General features: G+C 68.6%; 7 protein-coding genes (1 of these 7 only partly in view). 3 read left to right on the top strand and 4 right to left on the bottom strand.

The annotated features are described in order from the left end of the window. Positions 1-161 precede the first annotated feature (161 nt). From OCQ_RS27205 to OCQ_RS13470, 3 genes are all read right to left on the bottom strand, one after another. Positions 162-296 (bottom strand): hypothetical protein, encoded by a 135-nt coding sequence (locus OCQ_RS27205; protein WP_014380282.1) that lies wholly within the window; start codon positions 294-296, stop codon positions 162-164. Between the two features lie 231 nt (positions 297-527). Further along, positions 528-995 (bottom strand): DUF5994 family protein, encoded by a 468-nt coding sequence (locus tag OCQ_RS27075; protein WP_225332129.1) that lies wholly within the window; start codon positions 993-995, stop codon positions 528-530. A 250-nt stretch (positions 996-1,245) separates the two neighbouring features. Further along, positions 1,246-2,037: a transglutaminase-like domain-containing protein gene (locus tag OCQ_RS13470; protein WP_009953999.1), complete on the bottom strand. Its 792-nt coding sequence runs from the start codon at positions 2,035-2,037 to the stop codon at positions 1,246-1,248. Positions 2,038-2,144: 107 nt separating this feature from the next. Between OCQ_RS13470 and OCQ_RS13465 the strand changes: the two genes are divergently transcribed. After that, on the top strand, positions 2,145-2,891 hold the full coding sequence (locus tag OCQ_RS13465) for an ANTAR domain-containing protein (RefSeq protein WP_014380280.1): 747 nt from the start codon (positions 2,145-2,147) through the stop codon (positions 2,889-2,891). Between the two features lie 32 nt (positions 2,892-2,923). Here the strand turns inward: OCQ_RS13465 and OCQ_RS13460 are convergent, their stop codons facing one another. Further along, positions 2,924-3,715 carry a GAP family protein gene (locus OCQ_RS13460; protein ID WP_029384534.1) on the bottom strand — a complete coding sequence of 264 codons (792 nt, stop codon included), beginning with the start codon at positions 3,713-3,715 and terminating at the stop codon, positions 2,924-2,926. A gap of 1,026 nt (positions 3,716-4,741) precedes the next feature. On the opposite strand from OCQ_RS13460, the gene OCQ_RS26080 reads away from it, so the two are divergent. Together OCQ_RS26080 and OCQ_RS13455 are read left to right on the top strand one after the other, a co-directional pair. Beyond that, entirely contained in the window at positions 4,742-4,963 is a 222-nt protein-coding gene (locus tag OCQ_RS26080; protein WP_008257310.1) for an MbtH family protein, read from the top strand. Between the two features lie 50 nt (positions 4,964-5,013). After that, positions 5,014-18,323, top strand: the 5' portion of a protein-coding gene (locus tag OCQ_RS13455) for a non-ribosomal peptide synthase/polyketide synthase (protein WP_041784987.1). Its footprint extends 17,941 nt past the window's final position; 13,310 of the gene's 31,251 nt are visible here — the first part of the coding sequence; the start codon lies at positions 5,014-5,016; its stop codon lies off the right edge, out of view.

The raw sequence follows: 18,323 nt of genomic DNA, 5'->3' as shown, positions 1-18,323 counted from the left end.
ACGAATTTCGCTTTCTTTCGGAGCGGATGAAATTAGCTACATCCGGGTCAACCGTAACACAATCCAGCGAAAAAGTAGCGGGGGTTAATTAGCGCACGCACGCTGGGGACCTGCGGCATCCGATCACGGATAAACGGGCGCTATCGAGGAAGATCGTCGCCTCAGCGCTTCTTGGTGACTAGCAGGGCTTCCGCCTGCGAGATCTCGGCGGCCTTGCCGCGCTTCGCCGCTCGTTTTTCTTTCAGGGATTTACCCGATTTCTTACCCATGGTTTGCCGGGGGGACTTATCAGACATCGCGGCCTTTTTGATTTGGGGACCTGGCAGGTCCCGATTTAGCGAGCATACACCCCTCCTGCGCACCCCGGTCCCGCTATCAAAGCGGCCACCAACTAAACCGACCTAAAATTCCAAGTCAAAATAATTCGGGCCGCCTGCAACGCGCATGGTCGGCGAAAATGCACCGTGAAGTCAGGTTAAACAGGGTCAGTCGAATCCGGCGCTGATGCGTGATGTGGCCGACATGGTCTACTCGCGGGCGTCCACTTTTTGCCCGCTGATCATGAGGTTCGCGACCGTCAAGGCGTTGTTCGGGCCGGCCGCGGTCATCATGACGGTGTGCGCATCGTTTTCGTCGGTGTGCGGTGAAACCACCAGGAGGGTGATTCTCTGGCGATTGAGCCCGAGCACCTCGACGGTGTGAACCGGCTGGCGGCGGTATCCGTCGAGCCGTACCGTCTGCGGGCCGAACGCCAATTTTGCTGGCGCCGTTGCCCATTCGGTGAGGTTGTAGATGACACGACCCACGGGACCAAGCCGAACCGATAGCACTGCCAGCAGATCTGGCAGCTCCGCCGTCAGGTCGTCACTATGCGGCCACCACGCTCCATCGACATACCCGCTGCGGGGCGACTTCGGTTTCAGGCGCAGGCGCGGTGTGTGTAGCGGCGGGGCATGCCGGCCCCCGGCAGTGGTGTGGTCGTCATGCGGCGCCATATTGACGCTCCCGTCTTGGCCGCGAAGTGGGCCAAATCATTCGAATCGACGATGACATGGCTTTGATTCGTCACGTTCGAGGTATCGCCGATGGTCTTACCCTACTCCGGTCGTGTCCGAACGCGAGCGCGAATCATGATTGCCACCGGCTTGCGACGCGGCTCTTGGCGTCGCCGTGGCGCAAACACGCCGTGGCGCAGCGGATTTCATCGAAAATGCGATGACACGGTGTTCGGGTTTGCGGCTGACCTCAGCGGATCGAAACCAGTTGGTCGATCGAGTCCCGGGGCAATTCGCCGTTCACCAGGGCGCTGACCACCAGCCGATCCAGCGTGATCGCGCCTTTGTGATTATCGAGGAAGGCCGTGTCGGCAGCGTCGCGACCGGTGGCGATGCGCACCAGCGTCTGTCGCGGCGCCAGCAGCGTCGCGTCGACCACCCGCCATTGCCCCTCGACGAAAGCTTCGGCGACCGCGTGGAAGTCCATCGGATTTACCCCGGGCGCGTAGACGGATACCAAGCGGGCCGGCACGCTGACCGCTCGCAGAAGTGCCACGACCAGATGCGCGTAGTCACGGCACACACCTTCGCCGGCGAGCAGGGTGTCCACCGCCCCGTCAATCGGATCGCTCGAGCCGGGTACGTAATTGAGTCTGGTGCCCACCCAGGAACTGACGTGCTCCAGCAGCGCCGTCGGATCGCGGTCATTGCCGAATTCTGTGGCGGCGAAACCATAGAACTTGTCGGCCTCGGCGTAACGGCTCGGCCGCAGGTACATCGACTGGTCGTATTCGGTCACCGGAGCCGGATCAGTGTGCCCCACGATCGTCGCGGCGTAGTCCACGCGCAGCGTGCCGACCTCCGCGTCGAACTTGTGGATGCGGTTGCCGTGCAGTCCGCTGACCTCCAAGGGCCGGATTTGCTCTCCGTTCAAGACGAAGCGCAGCGACTCGAAGACCTCAGCACGCGGGTGCGGCGCAACGGCAATCTGGAACTCCAGCGTCGTGGCCGCAGTGATTTCGACTTCAATCTCGGCGCCCACTTCTCGTCTCATAGCGAGATAGTGCGCCGGAGGGGCCCGGATCGCCAGCCGCGCGCCGGCGATCGTCGGTGGTTGAGCATTTTTACAAACGGGTAGTGGCATAAACAATGCGCAACCAGGGGCAGTTCGACGCGATCGCCCGAGAGATGGTCCAAGGGGTCTCGGGCGTCTGTTGCGTGCTGCTCGACCGCGACCTGCGGATCCGGGCGGCAAGCCGGGCCTACGAGCGCGTCGCGCTCCGGGAACACGGCGAGTTGTCCGGGCAATACCTGTTCGACGCATTCCCCGACAATCCCAAGGACCCGCAGGCGACGGGGACGTCGAACCTCGCGTCGTCCCTCGAGATCGCGATGCGCGCCGGCCACACCCATAAGATGCGGCTGCAGCGCTACGACATCCCCGATCCCGCCGCCCCCGACGAATTCCTGCCCAAGGTGTGGAGGCCGACCAACTCCCCGCTGCTCGACCATGGCGAGCTGGTGGGGGTGGTGCATTGCGTGAAGGAAGTCTCCGAGAGCAGCCAGCTCCTTGCCGAGGTGGCCCGCGAGGTCGAGCGCGGTGACTCCTGGGATCCGGCCGAGCTGCTGCACACGCTCGAGGCCGTTAGCGCCGTGGAAGCCAGTCTTTACGCTCAGCGCCAGGAGTCGCTGGCCCTCGAGAACAAGCAACTGATGCGCGCCATCGAGACCCGAGACGTGATCGGGCAGGCCAAGGGCGTGCTGATGGAACGATTCAATATCGACGCCGGTGGGGCGTTCGGCCTGTTGACCCGCCTCTCGCAGCAGACGAACACCCGGGTCGAGCAGATCGCCCGCACGCTGGTCGAGACGAAGCGCCCTCCGCGCTCGGCCTGAGCCGCCGGCACGGGGCGGACCGCGATCGGGGCTCAGACGATGTGCAGACCCTGGGCCAGCTGCGACACCCCAACCACCGTGAACAGGATGACCAAAATCTGCCGGTGGTAGGTCCGCACCCAGTCGTGCAGCACCCGGAGCAGGGATTGCGTCTTGGCCGGCGTGACCACATACCCGACGAGGATCACCTCGACGACGGCGTACATCAGGACGGTGAACGCGACGGCGGCTCCGAACTGTGCGGTGAGCGACGCACCCGAGGCCATGATGATCGCGACGATGAAGAGGACGCCGTCGACCGGCACCGAGATCAGCCCGATCACCCACGCGACCCACGACGACCCGCCCTCCCATGCGTCGTGGATGCGGCCGAGCAGGCGCCGGACGGGGGAGCCGTCGTCGCTCGAGACATCTTGGACCCGGGTCAGCAGCCGCGGCATGGCGATGGGCGCCGCGGAGGCTGACGACGGTGCCGGCGATCGGGCGTCGGGCGAGGGTTGCGCCACCCGCTGGCGCGTCACGAAGCGCACCGTCATCGCCGCCGCGATCGACAGCCCGATCACGCCGAGGCCGATTTGAACCTTTCCGAGGGTCGCGCCCGTAGAAGGGGAAGACGAACCGTGCGCGATGTGCCCGAACATGGGGGTGAAGTTCAGCAGCATCAGGGGGAGCAAGAGCTCGGGTACGCATACCGTCAGCCCGCCGATCCAGTAGGCGAGCAGACTCGGTCCCGGCCGTGGCCGCGAGATCATCAGCAGGGCGAGCCCGAGACGAACCGGGTTGAGCGCAGCCAGAATTCCCAAGCCCAGCACTGACCCCCACATGGCCGCAGCTCTACCCGCACCTGTCGGCGCTTAAACGCCGACGGGTCGCGACCGGATGGCGCCGCGGCGGAGCGCGGCCCGCCCGAAGCTATGAGCCCGCTGTGCGCCGAATCTTGATCTTGGTCAACGGATTCGGGCGAAGCCGACGAGCGGTGTGCAAGCGCGCCCGTGAGATCAATCACAAGGCCCCGGGGTTGCCGGTTGTCCGGTCCCGCCGGCCAAAACGGCCGGTTGAATCGTGCGCCAGACGTAGCCAGCCGTAGGCGCGCAGCTTCACGCCCGAAAGCAAACGCACACTTGGTCGAACGCCGCCGTGGCAATCCGATTCGCCACAGCTACGGCGAAGCTCGATGTGTCGACCTTGCTGGCGGGGCGCTAATCGCGGTTTAGCAAGCGTCCGTACGTTTTTGCACTGTGCGGCAAACGGACGGTGTCGCCGGGTATCAATTGGCTACTGAGAATCGTCGCGCCGCGAATAGGCTGTTAAGGCCATGATTCGGCCCGCAGCTGCGGCGGGTTTATCGGTTACGCCGCGGCCACGGCGCCGCGCGCCGAGCCGCCGGACGGGGCCAGAGGCAAATATTTTTCGTTCACGTAAGCGACGCCAGGAATGCCGGGCCGGCAAATTCATTATTTCCCTAGGTCGCTTGTGAAAAAGGACGGTATGGCACCCGTGTCGTGGCGATGTCAACGGTGCCGAGCGTCAAAGTTGTTTGCTGGGCAGCGAGACACGAGTGCAACAACGGCCGCTGTTAATGTCTTACGTGAGAACGTAATTCAAATGTTTCGAAACGAGCGGCCGGGGTACACCGCGGAGCGTGAATGGCAACATTGACGTTCGTGTGGCCTACCCGGGTAGGGGGTCTGCCATGGCCGTCATGGCTCAGTTGCCACCGCGTCCAAACTCACGGGCGCCGTTTTCGACCGCATCTGATCGAGCCTGACGGCTCAATCCTTAAGTGCCGCACGGTACTTCGTGTGGTGCGCAGCGCTTGGAGTTTCGTTTCGGTGTTAGGGGGTCCATCAATGCAGCTCAATCCGTTCGACGACGACGGCGGCAGTTTTTTCGTCCTGGTCAATAACGAAGAACAACACAGTCTTTGGCCAACTTTTACTACCGTTCCCGCCGGTTGGAGAGTAGTTTTTGGGCAAGCCGACCGCGCCGCATGCCTGCACTACATCGAAGAACACTGGCCCGATATCCGGGCGAAAAGCCTCCGCGACACGCCGACCCGCGCCGGTTTGTGATGTTTACACCGATGTCATATGAAGGACTTCGGTAGAGCTTGGGGGGTTCAGTGGAGCGTGGTGGTGACCGGGCACTCCCGGTAACACGAGGCCAGCTCGATATCTGGTTAGCACAACAGGCCGGCCATTTCGACGCGGCGTGGCAGCTGGGCGTGCTGGTCCGTATCGACGGGGCGATCGACCCCCGTCTGTTGCACCAAGCTATGCGACACGTGGTCAACGAGGCCGAGAGCCTGCGGGCCTCGTTCTTCGAGGCCGACGGCCAGGTCTTCCAGAAGGCCGTCGACTACGACGACGTCGACTTGGTCTTCTACGACCTGACGGAATCGCCGGATCCGGAGCGGGAAGTCCGCGAGACTGCGGCATCGATCCAGCGAACGCCGATGCCGCTCACCGGCCCGATGATCAAATTCGCTTTGTTCCGTACGGGTCCCGACGAGTACTACTGGTTCACCGTCTGCCATCACATCGCCATCGACGGCATGGGCATCGCGCTGACCGGACGACGTATCGCCGCCGTCTACTCCGCGCTGGCCGCCGGCAAGCCAGTTCCCCCCGCCTTCTTCGGCTCCCTGCATGACCTCGTCAGCGGCGAGCTGGAATACGAGGGGTCCGCCAAATTCCGTGAAGATCAAGAGTATTGGGTTGCGCACCGCCCCGCGGGGAGCGGGGCGGACTATCCGGCACCGGCGCTGAATGACGGGCGAGACCCGTATTCACCTTCTCCGCCAGTGCAACTGGATCAGTCCGTGGTCGGCAGGGTCAAAGAGTTGTCCAAGACGTTGGGCATCCGTCGGTCATCGGTACTCACCGCGGCCTGCGCGCTTCTGGTGCGGGGTTGGTGCGCCGACGGTTCCGACGAAGTCGTGCTCGACTTTCCGGTCAGCCGGCGCGTCGACCCGGAGTCGAAGACGCACCCCGGCATGCTCGCCGGCGTGGTGCCCCTGGTGCTGAAGGCCGCGCCGGACACCTCGTTCGCCGACTTTTGCCGGCATGTTGACCAGCGGTCTCGAGAGGCGTTGCGCCATCAGCAATTCCCGACGCGGACGCTGGACGGCGAAGGCGGCTTCAACGGCCCGCGGCAGGCGCCCAACCGGGTGGTCGTCAACTTCGTCCCCGCCCGCCTCACCCTCAGCCTCAACGGCATCCCGGCGACCGCGACCTACACCAGCTTCGGGCCGGTTGGCCACTTCGGACTCTTCTTCCTCGGATTCGGCGACCAGCAATTCCTGAGCACTGTCGGTACCGGGCAACCGTTTTCGAATTTCGACGTCGCGGACCTGGCCGAACGGCTGCAGCGTGTGCTGGCGACCATGGTCGCCGATCCGAGCCGGCGCCTGGCGTCGCTGGATGTGCTGCGGTCCGCGGAGCGCACACGCCTGGAAGAACTTGGTAATAAGGAGGTTTTGAACCTGCCGGCGAGCGCGCCCATGTCGGTGCCGGAACTGTTCGCCACCCAGGTGGCGCGCACGCCCGAGGCCGTGGCGCTGGTGTGTGAGGGCCGGTCGGTGACCTACCGGGAACTCGATGAGGCGTCCAACCGGCTGGCGCATCTATTGACCGGACTGGGCGCAGGCCCGGGACAGACTGTGGCGCTGATGTTTTCGCGGTCGCCTGAAGCCGTCGCGTCGATCCTGGCGGTCCTCAAGACCGGTGCGGCCTACCTGCCGATCGATCCGTCCTCGCCCGAGTCGCGGATCGGGTTCATGCTCGACGACGCCAAACCCGTTGCCGCGCTGAGCACCGTCGATCTGGCCGACCGCCTCGACGGCCACGCCGTGCCGGTCATCGATGTCAACGATTCGCGCATCGACGCCCAGCGCGCCGACGCCTTGCCGGCGCCCGGTCCGGACCACGTCGCCTACCTGATCTACACCTCGGGCACCACCGGTGTCCCCAAAGGCGTCGCGGTCACGCATCGCAACGTGACGCAGCTGTTGGGATCGCTGGACGCCGGCCTGCCGCCGTCGGGCGTGTGGTCGCAGTGCCACTCGTACGCGTTCGACGTCTCGGTGTGGGAGATCTTCGGCGCGCTGCTGCGCGGCGGGCGGCTGGTCGTGGTCCCCGAGGACGTCACGCGCTCACCCGACGAACTGCACGACGTGCTGGCCGGCGAGGACGTCAGCGTGTTGACCCAGACCCCGTCGGCCGTGGCGATGCTCTCGCCCGAGCGGCTTTCGGCGGCGTCGCTGGTGGTGGTGGGCGAGGCCTGCCCGGCCGAGGTGGTGGACCGCTGGGCGCCGGGCCGGGTGATGGTCAACGCCTACGGCCCGACCGAGACGACCATGTGCGTGGCGATCAGCGCGCCACTGACGAAGGGATCCGGGATCCCGCCGATCGGTTCCCCGGTGCCGGGTGCGGCGTTGTTCGTGCTCGACGGCTGGCTGCGCCCGGTGCCGCCGGGCGTCGTGGGGGAGTTGTATGTCGCCGGCGACGGGGTGACCAGCGGCTACGTCGGCCGGACCGGGCTGACCGCGTCACGATTCGTGGCCTGCCCGTTCGGTGGGGCGGGCGCGCGCATGTACCGCACCGGGGACCTGGCGTCCTGGGGCGATGACGGTCAACTGCAGTACCTCGGCCGCGCCGACGAACAGGTCAAAATCCGCGGCTACCGCATCGAACTCGGCGAAATCCAGGCCGCGCTGGCCGCGCTCGACGGCGTCGACCAGGCCGTGGTGATCGCCCGCGAGGACCGCCCCGGCGACAAACGCCTGGTCGGTTACGTCACCGGCATCGCCGACCCCGTCGAGGCGCGCGCCGCACTGGCCGAGCGGCTGCCGGGCTACATGGTGCCGGCCGCGGTGGTCGTCCTCGAGGCGCTCCCGCTGACGCCCAACGGCAAACTCGACACCCGCGCTCTGCCGACGCCCGAATACACGACGGGCGAGTACCGCGCCCCGGGCAACGCGGTCGAGGAGATCCTGGCCGGCATCTACGCCGAGGTGCTCGGCGTGCAGCGCGTCGGCGTCGACGAGTCCTTCTTCGAACTGGGCGGCGACAGCATCTTGTCGCTGCAAGTCGTGGCGCGGGCCCGCGCGGCGGGCCTGACCTGCCGGCCCCGAGACGTGTTCGTCGAGCAGACCGTCGCCCGGCTCGCCCGGGTGGCGGGGGTGAGCGACGGAGCGGCGCAGGCGGTCGACGAGGGCGTCGGGCCGGTGCCGCCCACCCCGATCATGCGGTGGCTAGAGGGCGCGGAGCAGGCCGGCCCGGTCGACCAGTTCAACCAGACCGTGATGGTGCAGGCCCCCGCGGGGGTGACCGCGGCCGACGTCTCAATGGTGTTGCAGGCCTTGGTTGATCGGCACGCCATGCTTCGGCTGCGGGTCGAGCGCGACGGCACCGGCGGCTGGTCGTTCCACATTCCCGAACCCGGGTCGGTGTGGGCGCAGGACTGCCTGCAGGCGGTGGACGCGCTGACCGACGACGCGCTGCTTGACGCCCGTTCGCGGTTGAACCCGTTCACCGGGGCGATGCTGAGCGCGTTGTGGGTCGAATCCACCGGCCGGCTGGCGGTGATCATCCACCACCTGGCCGTCGACGCGGTGTCGTGGTGGATCCTGTTGGAAGACCTCAACATTGCGTGGGCGCTGCACAGCGCCGGACAGCCGGTGGAGCTGCCGCCGGCGGGGACCTCGTTTGCCCGCTGGGCGACAATGCTGAACGAGCACGCGCGCCACCCCGACGTCGTCGGCCAGCTGAACGCCTGGAAGCGGGTGACGGAGGCGCCCGCCGCGCTGCCCGCGGCGCGCCCCAACGTGGACACCTACGCCAGCGCCGGGCGCTTGTCGGTCGAGCTGGACGCCGAGACGACCGCGATGCTGCTCGGCGAGGTGCCGACCGCGTTCCACGCCGGGATCCAGGACATTCTGTTGATCGCCTTCGGGCTGGCATGGGCGGAATTCCTGGGTGACACCGGCGCCCCGATCGGCATCGACGTCGAGGCTCACGGACGCCACGAGGAACTCGGCGCCGACATCGATCTGTCCCGCACCGTCGGATGGTTCACCACCAAGTACCCGGTGTCCCTGGCGGTGGCCGGGTTGCGCTGGGCGCAGGTGGTTTCCGGCGACACGGCGCTGGGGCCCATCATCAAAGACGCCAAGGAGCAGCTGCGCGCGCTGCCCGACCCACTGACCTACGGGCTGCTGCGCTACCTCAACTCCGACGTCGACCTCGCCGGGCCCGACCCCTCCATCGCCTTCAATTACCTGGGACGCCAAGGCGCAGCGCCCGATTCGGCGGGGGAGGGCTGGAGCATCAGCCAGGATGGGCTGTCGTTGATCGGCGCCGCCGCGGCGGTGCCCATGCCGCTGATGCACACCGTCGAACTCAATGCCGGCACCATCGACACCGGCGCCGGGCCGCACCTGCACGCCGAATGGACTTGGGCGCCATCGGTTCTCGACGCCACGCAGATCACCCGGTTGAGCCGGCTGTGGTTCGAGGCGCTGTCCGGGGTCTGCGCACACGTCCGCAACGGCGGCGGGGGGCTGACCCCGTCGGACATCGCCCCGGCCCGTTTGAGCCAACAGCAGATCGACGAGCTGGCGCGCCGGCACCACATCGCCGACATCTTGCCGCTGACGCCGCTGCAGCAGGGGCTGCTGTTCCACTCCAGCACCGCGCAGGGCGGCGACGACATGTACGCGGTTCAACTGGATTTCACGCTGACCGGGCCGCTCGACCCCGACCGGCTGCGCGACGCGGTGCACACCGTCGTCAAGCGGCACCCCCACCTGGCGGCCCTGTTCTGCGAACAGTTCGACGAGCCGGTGCAGATCATCCCCGCCGATCCCGTGGTCGAGTGGCGGTACCTCGAGCTCGACGACGGCGGCGCCGGGGAGGCCGACGCCGACGCGCGAATCGAGCGCCTGTGCGCGGCCGAACGCGCCGCGGTGTGCGACCTCGCCGGGCAGGCGGCGTTCCGGGCCGCGTTGATCCGCACCGCGGACCGGCGATTCCGGTTCGTGCTGACCAATCACCACATCCTGCTCGACGGCTGGTCGCTCCCCATCCTGCTGCGCGAGATCTTCGCCAGCTACTACGGGCAGCGCCTGCCCGCCGCCGGCTCCTACCGGGCCTTCCTCACCTGGCTGGCCGATCGCGACCTCGACGCCTCCCGCGAGGCCTGGGCAGAGCTGTTGTCCGGCTTGCAAACTCCCACCCTGGTCGCGCCCGAAGACCGATTGGGGCAGGGGCGCCGCGGCTTTGAGAAGTCTCGCGTGTCCGCGCAGACCACCCGGGCCCTCGGCGAGCTGGCGCGCTCGCACCACACCACGCTGAGCACCGTGCTGCAGGCCGCGTGGGCGTTGGTGCTGACCTCGCTCACGGGTCAGCACGACGTCGTCTTCGGCACCCCGCGGTCGCGGGTCGGCCAGCTCGAGGTCGACGACGCGGAGTCGATGGTCGGGCTGCTGATCAACACGGTGCCGGTGCGCGCCAACATCACCGCGACGACCACCACCGCCGATCTGCTGGCGCAGCTGCAGAACAGTCACAACGACGCGCTCGAGCACCAGCACCTGGCGCTCAGCGAGATCCACCGCGTCACCGGCCACGACCAGCTTTTCGACACGCTGTTCGTCTACGAGAACTACCCGATCGACAGCGGCATGACCCTGGGCGACGACGGCCTGGCCATCGCCGCGTTCACCAACCGCGAGTACAACCACTATCCGCTGACGGTGGAGGCCCTGCCCGGCCGCGAACTCGGCCTGCACATCGAATTCGACGCCGACGTGTTCGACGCCGCTGACATCGCGTCACTCGTCGAGCGCCTGCAGCGGGTGTTGGTGGCGATGACCGCCGACCCCGCCCGGCGGCTGTCATCGATGGACCTGCTGGACCGCGACGAGCGCGACCTGGTGCTGTCGAGGATGTCCGGGGCCGGCGTTGGGGCGCCGGTGGGCGTGGCGCCGGAGCTGCTCGCCGCGGCGGTGGCGGCGGGCCCGGACGCGCCCGCCGTGATCGACGGCGCGCGGGCGTTGTCGTATCGCGAACTCGACGAGTGGTCAACGCGGTTGGCGCGCAAGCTGATCGACGCAGGGGTCGGCCCGGAGCGCGCCGTCGGTGTGGCGATCGGCCGGTGCGCGGAGCTGGTGGTGGCGTGGTGGGCGGTCGTCAAGGCCGGTGGCATCTATGCCCCGGTGGATCTGGACCATCCGGTCGAGCGCATCGCCTCGGTGCTCGACGCCGTCGACGCGGTGTGCGTGTTGACGTGCGGCACCGACGACGTCGCGGGCGCCGGGACGCGCCCGATCGTGCGTCTCGACGGTCTCGACCTGTCAGCGTGCTCGGCGCAGGAGATCACCGACGCCGACCGGCTCTCGCCGCTGCGGGCGGGCGACACCGCCTACCTGATCTTCACGTCGGGATCGACCGGCGTCCCCAAGGGCGTCGCGGTGGGCCACAGCGGCATGCTGGGCTGGGCCGCCGCTCAGCGCGAGCTGTTCGGTCTGGGCTCGGACGCGCGGGTGCTGATGGTCGCCTCGCCGACCTTCGACGCCTCGGTCGGAGAACTGTTGCTGGCGGCGGGATCTGGCGCCGCCCTGGTGGTGGCGCCGCCGCAGGTGTATGCCGGTGAGGCGCTGACCGCCTTGCTGCACGACCAGCGGGTCAGCGCGGCCATCCTGACGCCCACCGTGATCTCGACGCTGGACCGCGCCCGGCTGGATCGCCTGGACACGCTGGTCGCCGTCGGGGAGGCCTGCCTGCCCGAGCTGGTGGACGCCTGGGCGCCGGGCCGCCAGATGTTCAACGGTTACGGCCCGAGCGAGACCACCATCTGGGTCACCTGCGCGCGGCTGTCGGCGGGCGAACCCGTTCGCATCGGCGCCCCCATCTCCGGCGTGTGCGCGCGCGTGCTCGACGCGTGGCTCAACCCCGTCCCGGTAGGCGTGGTGGGCGAGCTGTACCTGAGCGGGCCGGCCCTGGGGCACGGCTATCTGGGCCGGGTGGAGTTGACCGCAGAACGGTTCGTCGCCAACCCCTTTGGCGCGCCCGGAACAAGGATGTATCGCACCGGCGACCTGGTGCGCTGGATGTCCGACGGGACGCTGGATTACCTGGGCCGCGCCGACAACCAGATCAAACTGCGCGGACAGCGCATCGAACTGGGCGAAATCGAAAACACCCTGCTGGCCTGCCCGCAGGTGACCCAGGCCGCCGTCACCGTCGCGGACACCGCGACCGGCTCGCACCTGGTCGCCTACGTGACGCTCGATCACAACGCCACCACCGACCGGGATCTGCAGCAGGACGCCGAAGATGTCCAGGAGTGGCAGCACCTCTACGACGACCTGTACGGCGCCGACCTCGCGGCCAACTTCGGCGAGGATTTCCGCGGCTGGAACAGCAGCTACACCGGCGAACCGATCCCGCTCGAAGAGATGGTCGAATGGCGTTCCGCCACAGTCGATCGCATCAAGTCCCTGCGGCCCCGGCGGGTGCTGGAGATCGGCGCGGGCTCGGGGTTGCTGCTCTCACAGATCGCCCCGCACTGCGACCAGTATGTCGCCACCGACTTCTCGGCCGTCGCGATCGACAACCTGGCGCGCGCGATGGAGCGGCTGCAGCTGCCGTGGCGCGACCGCGTGGAACTGCTGACCCAACCCGCCCACGTCACCGACGGGCTGCCGCAGGGTCACTTCGACACCATCATTCTCAACTCGGTCGTCCAGTACTTCCCCAACGCGGGATATCTGGCCCAGGTCATCGACAAGGCCATGGAGCTGTTGGCGCCCGGCGGAGCGGTCTTCATCGGGGACATCCGCAACCACACCCTGCAGGGCGCGTTCCAGACCGCGATCGCGCTGGCCCGCGGCGACGCCGCCGACGCGGCCGAGATCCGTCAGCGCGTCCGCCACGCCATGCTCGGCGAGACCGAATTGCTTTTGGCGCCGGAGTTTTTCACCTCCTGGGCGCGCTCGCGCCCGGAAGCCGTCGGGATCGACATCCGCGTCAAACGTGGAATGGCCGACAACGAACTCAACCGGCACCGCTACGACGTCGCCATCCACAAGGCTCCCGCGGCCGTGCGCTCGGTGGCCGACGAGCCCACGCTGACGTGGGCGCAGTGCGACGGGCTGCGCGGCCTGCGCGAGACCCTGACGTCGCGGCGTCCCCCAGCCGTCCGCATCACCGACATCCCGCGCGCCGGACTGATCACCGACGTCGCTGTCGAGGCCGCGCTGGCGCAGGGATTGCCCCTGGCCGACGCGCTGGCCCAGGCCGACCCCGATCCGGACGTCACCGTCGCCGAAGAGTTGCACCGCCTCGGTGAGCGCGCCGGATATGGCGTCGCCGTCAGCTGGGGCGCCCAACCCGGTACTCTCAGTGCGGTTTTCATCGCCTCCGCCGACCAGGCCGTCCCGGCGCTGACCGATCTCTACCTGGCGCCCGACGGGGCCCGGCGGCGCACCATCCACGCCAACGACCCCCGGACCAACACCAAGGTCGGCGAGGTGCGCGAGCGGTTGAGCGCCTGGCTGCCGGAATACATGGTGCCGACACACATTGTGGCGCTGGAAGAATTCCCGATGACGACCTCGGGCAAGCTCGACCGCAAGGCCCTGCCCGCCCCGGACTACCAGGACGCCGATCGGTACCGCGCCCCGGCCACCGCCGTCGAGGAGATCCTGGTCGGCATCTACGCCCAGGTGCTCGGCCTGGAACGTGTGGGTGTCGACGACTCGTTCTTCGACCTGGGTGGGGATTCGCTGTCGGCGATGCGCCTGATCGCCGCGGTCAACACCAGTTTCAATTCCGACCTCGGGGTGCGGGCCGTGTTCGAGGCACCCACCGTCGCCGAGTTGGCCCTTCTCACCAGTGGGGACGCCGACCGTCCCGACCCGCTGGTCGCGGGGGAACGCCCGGCGGTGATCCCGCTGTCCTTCGCGCAGACCCGGCTGTGGTTCATCGACCAGTTCCAGGGCGCCTCGCCGATGTACAACATCACCGTGGCGCTGCGGCTGCGCGGGCACCTCGACGCCGACGCGCTGGCCGCGGCACTGGCCGACGTCGTGGGCCGCCACGAAACCCTGCGCACGGTGTTCGCCTCGGCCGACGGAATCCCGCAGCAGGTGGTGGTTCCCGCCGAACGCATCGGGTTCGCCTGCGACGTCATCGACGCGCGTGGGTGGCCGCAGGACCGGCTGCGGGAGAGCATGGAGACGGCCGCCCGGTACACCTTCGACCTGTCGCACGAAAGCCCCCTGCACACCGAGCTTTTCACCGTCAGCGACGACGAACACATGCTGGTGGTCGCGGTGCACCACATCGCCGCCGACGGGTGGTCGATCACCCCGTTCGCGCGCGACCTCGGAATCGCCTACGCGAGCCGCTGTGCGGGGCAGGCCCCCGACTGGACGCCCCTGGCGGTGCAATACGTCGACTACACGCTGTGGCAGCGCGCACATCTCGGGGACGTGGACGACCGCGACAGCCGCATCGCCGCCCAACTGGATTACTGGGCGGACGCGCTGGCCGGGCTGCCCGAACGCCTGCAGCTGCCCACCGATCGGCCCTACCCGCAGGTCGCCGACCACCGCGGCGCCCGGCTGGCGGTGGACTGGCCGGCCGAGCTACAGCAACAGGTCCGCCGGGTCGCGCGCGAGCACAACGCCACCAGCTTCATGGTGATCCAGGCCGCCTTCGCCGCGCTGCTCGCCAAGATCAGCGCCAGTACCGATGTGGCCGTGGGTTTCCCGATCGCCGGGCGTCCCGAACCCGCCCTCGACGACCTGATCGGCTTCTTCGTCAACACCCTGGTGCTGCGGGTCGACCTCGGAGAACTGGGCGGGGACCCGACCTTCGCCGAGCTGCTGGGCCAGGTGCGCCGGCGCAGCCTGGCCGCGTTCGAACACCAGGACGTGCCATTCGAACTGCTGGTGGAGCGGCTCAACCCCACCCGCAGCATGGCCCATCACCCGCTCGTTCAGGTGCTGCTGGGCTGGGAGAACTTCCCGGGGGAGGTCACCGCCCCCGCCGCCGGGCTGGCGCTGGGAGACCTGCGGGTCACCCCAATGCCGTTGCACACCAACACCGCTCGCATGGACCTGACGTTCTCACTGGCCGAACGCTTCACCGAGTCCGGCCAGCGCGCCGGGATCGCCGTGACTGCCGAATACCGCACCGACGTCTACAACGCGGACACCGTCGAGGCGATGATCGACCGGCTGCAGCGGCTGCTGGCCGCGGTGACCGCCGACCCCCAGCGGCGCGTGTCGTCGGTGGATCTGCTCGACACCGCCGAGCACGCCCGGCTGGCGCAGTGGGGCAACCAAGCGGTGCTGTCCGAGCGGATGGAGCCGGTGACCGTTGCGGGCTTGTTCGCCGCGCAGGCGGCGCGCACCCCGGACGCGGTGGCGCTGACGTTCGAAGACCGGTCCATGACCTACCGCGAGCTCGACGAGGCCGCCAACCGGCTGGCACACCTGCTGGTCGACCGCGGCGCCGGCCCGGGTGCGTTTGTGGCGCTGCTGTTTTCGCGGTCGGCCGAGGCGATCGTGGCGATCCTGGCGGTGCTCAAGTCCGGCGCGGCGTATCTGCCGATCGATCCCGCCCTGCCGGCGGCCCGGGTGGAGTTCATGGTCACCGACGCCGCCCCGATGGCCGCGGTCACCACCGCCGACCTTGCCGACAGGTTCGACGGCTTCGACCTGATCGTCGTCGACGTGGCCGACCCCGCGGTGGCGGCCCAGCCGAGCACCCCGCCGCCCGCGCCGGCGCCCACCGATCTGGCCCACGTCATCTACACCTCGGGCACCACCGGTGTGCCCAAAGGTGTTGCGGTGACTCAACACAACGTCGCGCAGTTGTTCGACGACCTGCGGCTCGGTTTCGCCTTGTCGGCCGAGCAGGTGTGGACCCAATTCCACTCCTATGCGTTCGACTTCTCGGTGTGGGAGATCTGGGGCGCGCTCCTGCATGGCGGGCGCCTCGTCGTCGTACCGGGCGGGGTGGCCCGCTCACCCGAGGAGTTCCACGCCCTGCTGGTGCGCGAGGGCGTCACGGTGCTGACCCAGACCCCCTCGGCGGTGGGGCTGCTGCCCACCGACGGCCTAGACGGCACGGCGTTGGTGATCGGCGCCGAGCCCTGCCCGCCGGAGCTGGTGGACCGCTGGGCGCCGGGTCGGGTGATGGTCAACGTGTACGGCCCGACCGAGACCACGATGTGGGCGTGCAAGAGCGCCCCGCTGCAGGCGGGTTCGGGCTTCCCGCCGATCGGCTCCCCGGTGACGCGTGCGGCGTTCTTCGTGCTCGACGAGTGGTTGCGCCCGGTGCCCGCCGGGGTGGTCGGGGAGCTGTACCTGGCCGGCGAAGGTGTCGGCGTCGGCTATTGGCGGCGCCCCGGGCTGACCGCGTCGCGGTTCATGGCCTGCCCGTTCGGCGAACCCGGCACCCGCATGTACCGCACCGGCGACCTGGTCTGCTGGGGCCGCTCCGGATCCGGGGAGGGCCAACTGCGCTACCTGGGCCGCGCCGACGAACAGGTCAAGGTCCGCGGCTACCGCATCGAGCTCGGCGAGATCCAGGCCGCGCTGTCCGCGCTCGACGGGGTCGAGCAGGCGGTCGTCGTCGCCCGCGAGGACCGGCCCGGCGACAAACGCCTGGTGGGTTACATCACCGGGACCGCGGAGCCGGCCCGCGCACGCGCCGCGGTGGCGGAGCGCCTCCCCGCCTACATGGTCCCCGCGGCGGTGGTGGTGCTTGACGCGCTGCCGATGACGGTCAACGGCAAGCTCGACGCCCGCGCCCTGCCCGCCCCGGACTACCAGGGCGGCAACGGATATCGCGCCCCGAGCACCGCCATCGAGGAGATCCTGGCCGGCATCTACGCCGGAGTCCTCGGCGTCGAACGCGTCGGCGTCGACGACTCGTTCTTCGACCTCGGCGGCGACTCGCTGTCCACCATGCGCCTGATCACCGCGATCAACACCACGCTGGAAACCGAGCTACCGGTGCGCGTCGTCTTCGAGGCGCCCACCGTTGCGCAGCTGGCGCCCCGCATCGCGGAGAGCTCGGGCCGGCTGGAACCGCTGGTGGCGGCGGAGCGGCCGGCGATCATCCCGTTGTCCTTCGCGCAGAACCGGCTGTGGTTCATCGACCAATTCCAAGGCCCCTCACCGCTGTACAACATGGCGGCGGCCCTGCGGCTGCGCGGGCGGCTCGACGCGCACGCGCTCGGCGCCGCGCTGGCCGACGTGGTGAGCCGTCATGAGAGCCTGCGCACCCTGTTCCCGTCGCACGAAGGCACGCCCCGGCAGGAGGTCGTGCCCGCCGAGCGCGCCGAATTCGGCTGGGAGGTCGTCGATGCCACCGCGTGGCCGGCGAGCCGGCTGGACGACGCCGTCAAGGCGGTAACTCGCCACGCCTTCGATCTGGCGGCCGAAATCCCGATTCGGGCACGGCTTTTCACCATCACCGAGGACGAGCACCTGCTCGTGATCGCGGTACACCACATCGCCGCGGACGGCATGTCGCTGACGCCGCTGGGCGCCGACCTGAGCCTGGCCTACACCAGCCGGTCCGCCGGGCGCGCGCCCGACTGGGCCGACCTGCCGGTGCAGTACATCGACTACACGCTGTGGCAGCGCGCCCAACTCGGCGACCTCGACGACGGCGACAGCCGCATCGGCGCTCAACTGGCGTACTGGGAGCGCGCCCTGGCCGGCATGCCCGAGCGGCTCGAGCTGCCCACCGATCGCCCCTACCCGACGGTGGCCGATCAGCGCGGCGACAGCGTGGTGGTCGACTGGCCGGCCGAGCTGCAGCAGCAGGTGCGCCGGGTGGCCCGCGAGCACAACGCGACCAGCTTCATGGTGGTGCAGGCCGCCCTGGCCGTGCTGCTGTCGAAGGTCAGCGCGAGTTCCGATGTGGCGGTGGGCTTCCCGATCGCCGGGCGGCGCGACCCCGCGCTCGATCAACTGGTGGGCTTCTTCGTCAACACCCTGGTCCTCCGCGTCGACCTGGCCGGCGATCCCAGCTTCGCCGAACTGCTGGACCGGGTCCAGGCCCAGAGCCTGGCCGCGTTCGAACATCAGGACGTGCCGTTCGAGGTGCTGGTCGAGCGGGTCAACCCCACCCGGAGCCTGACCCATCACCCGCTGGTGCAGGTGATGCTGGCCTGGCAGAACTTCGCCGGCCACGACGACCCCGCCGCCGGCCTGGCGCTGGGTGACCTCGAGGTGACCTCCGTGCCCGTCGAGGACCAGTCGGCCCGCATGGACCTGGTGTTCTCCCTGGCCGAACGGTGGACCAAGCGCGGGGAGGCCGCCGGCATCGGCGGACGGGTGGAATTCCGCACCGACGTGTTCGACGCCACGACCATCGAGGCGCTGATCGGCCGCCTGCAGCGGGT

Origin of the sequence: Mycobacterium paraintracellulare, from assembly GCF_000276825.1 — a bacterium.
Taxonomy (GTDB): Bacteria; Actinomycetota; Actinomycetes; order Mycobacteriales; family Mycobacteriaceae; genus Mycobacterium; species Mycobacterium intracellulare.
Note: the sequence above shows the minus strand (reverse complement) of the source record. Positions and strands in the feature narration are given on the sequence as shown.

Bases quoted from the DNA above. Each gene is read 5' to 3' on its own strand.
- OCQ_RS27075 (WP_225332129.1), bottom strand. From the start codon at position 995: ATGGCGCCGCATGACGACCACACCACTGCCGGGGGCCGGCATGCCCCG.
- OCQ_RS27205 (WP_014380282.1), bottom strand. From the start codon at position 296: ATGTCTGATAAGTCCCCCCGGCAAACCATGGGTAAGAAATCGGGTAAA.
- OCQ_RS26080 (WP_008257310.1), top strand. From the start codon at position 4,742: ATGCAGCTCAATCCGTTCGACGACGACGGCGGCAGTTTTTTCGTCCTG.
- OCQ_RS13460 (WP_029384534.1), bottom strand. From the start codon at position 3,715: ATGTGGGGGTCAGTGCTGGGCTTGGGAATTCTGGCTGCGCTCAACCCG.
- OCQ_RS13465 (WP_014380280.1), top strand. From the start codon at position 2,145: ATGCGCAACCAGGGGCAGTTCGACGCGATCGCCCGAGAGATGGTCCAA.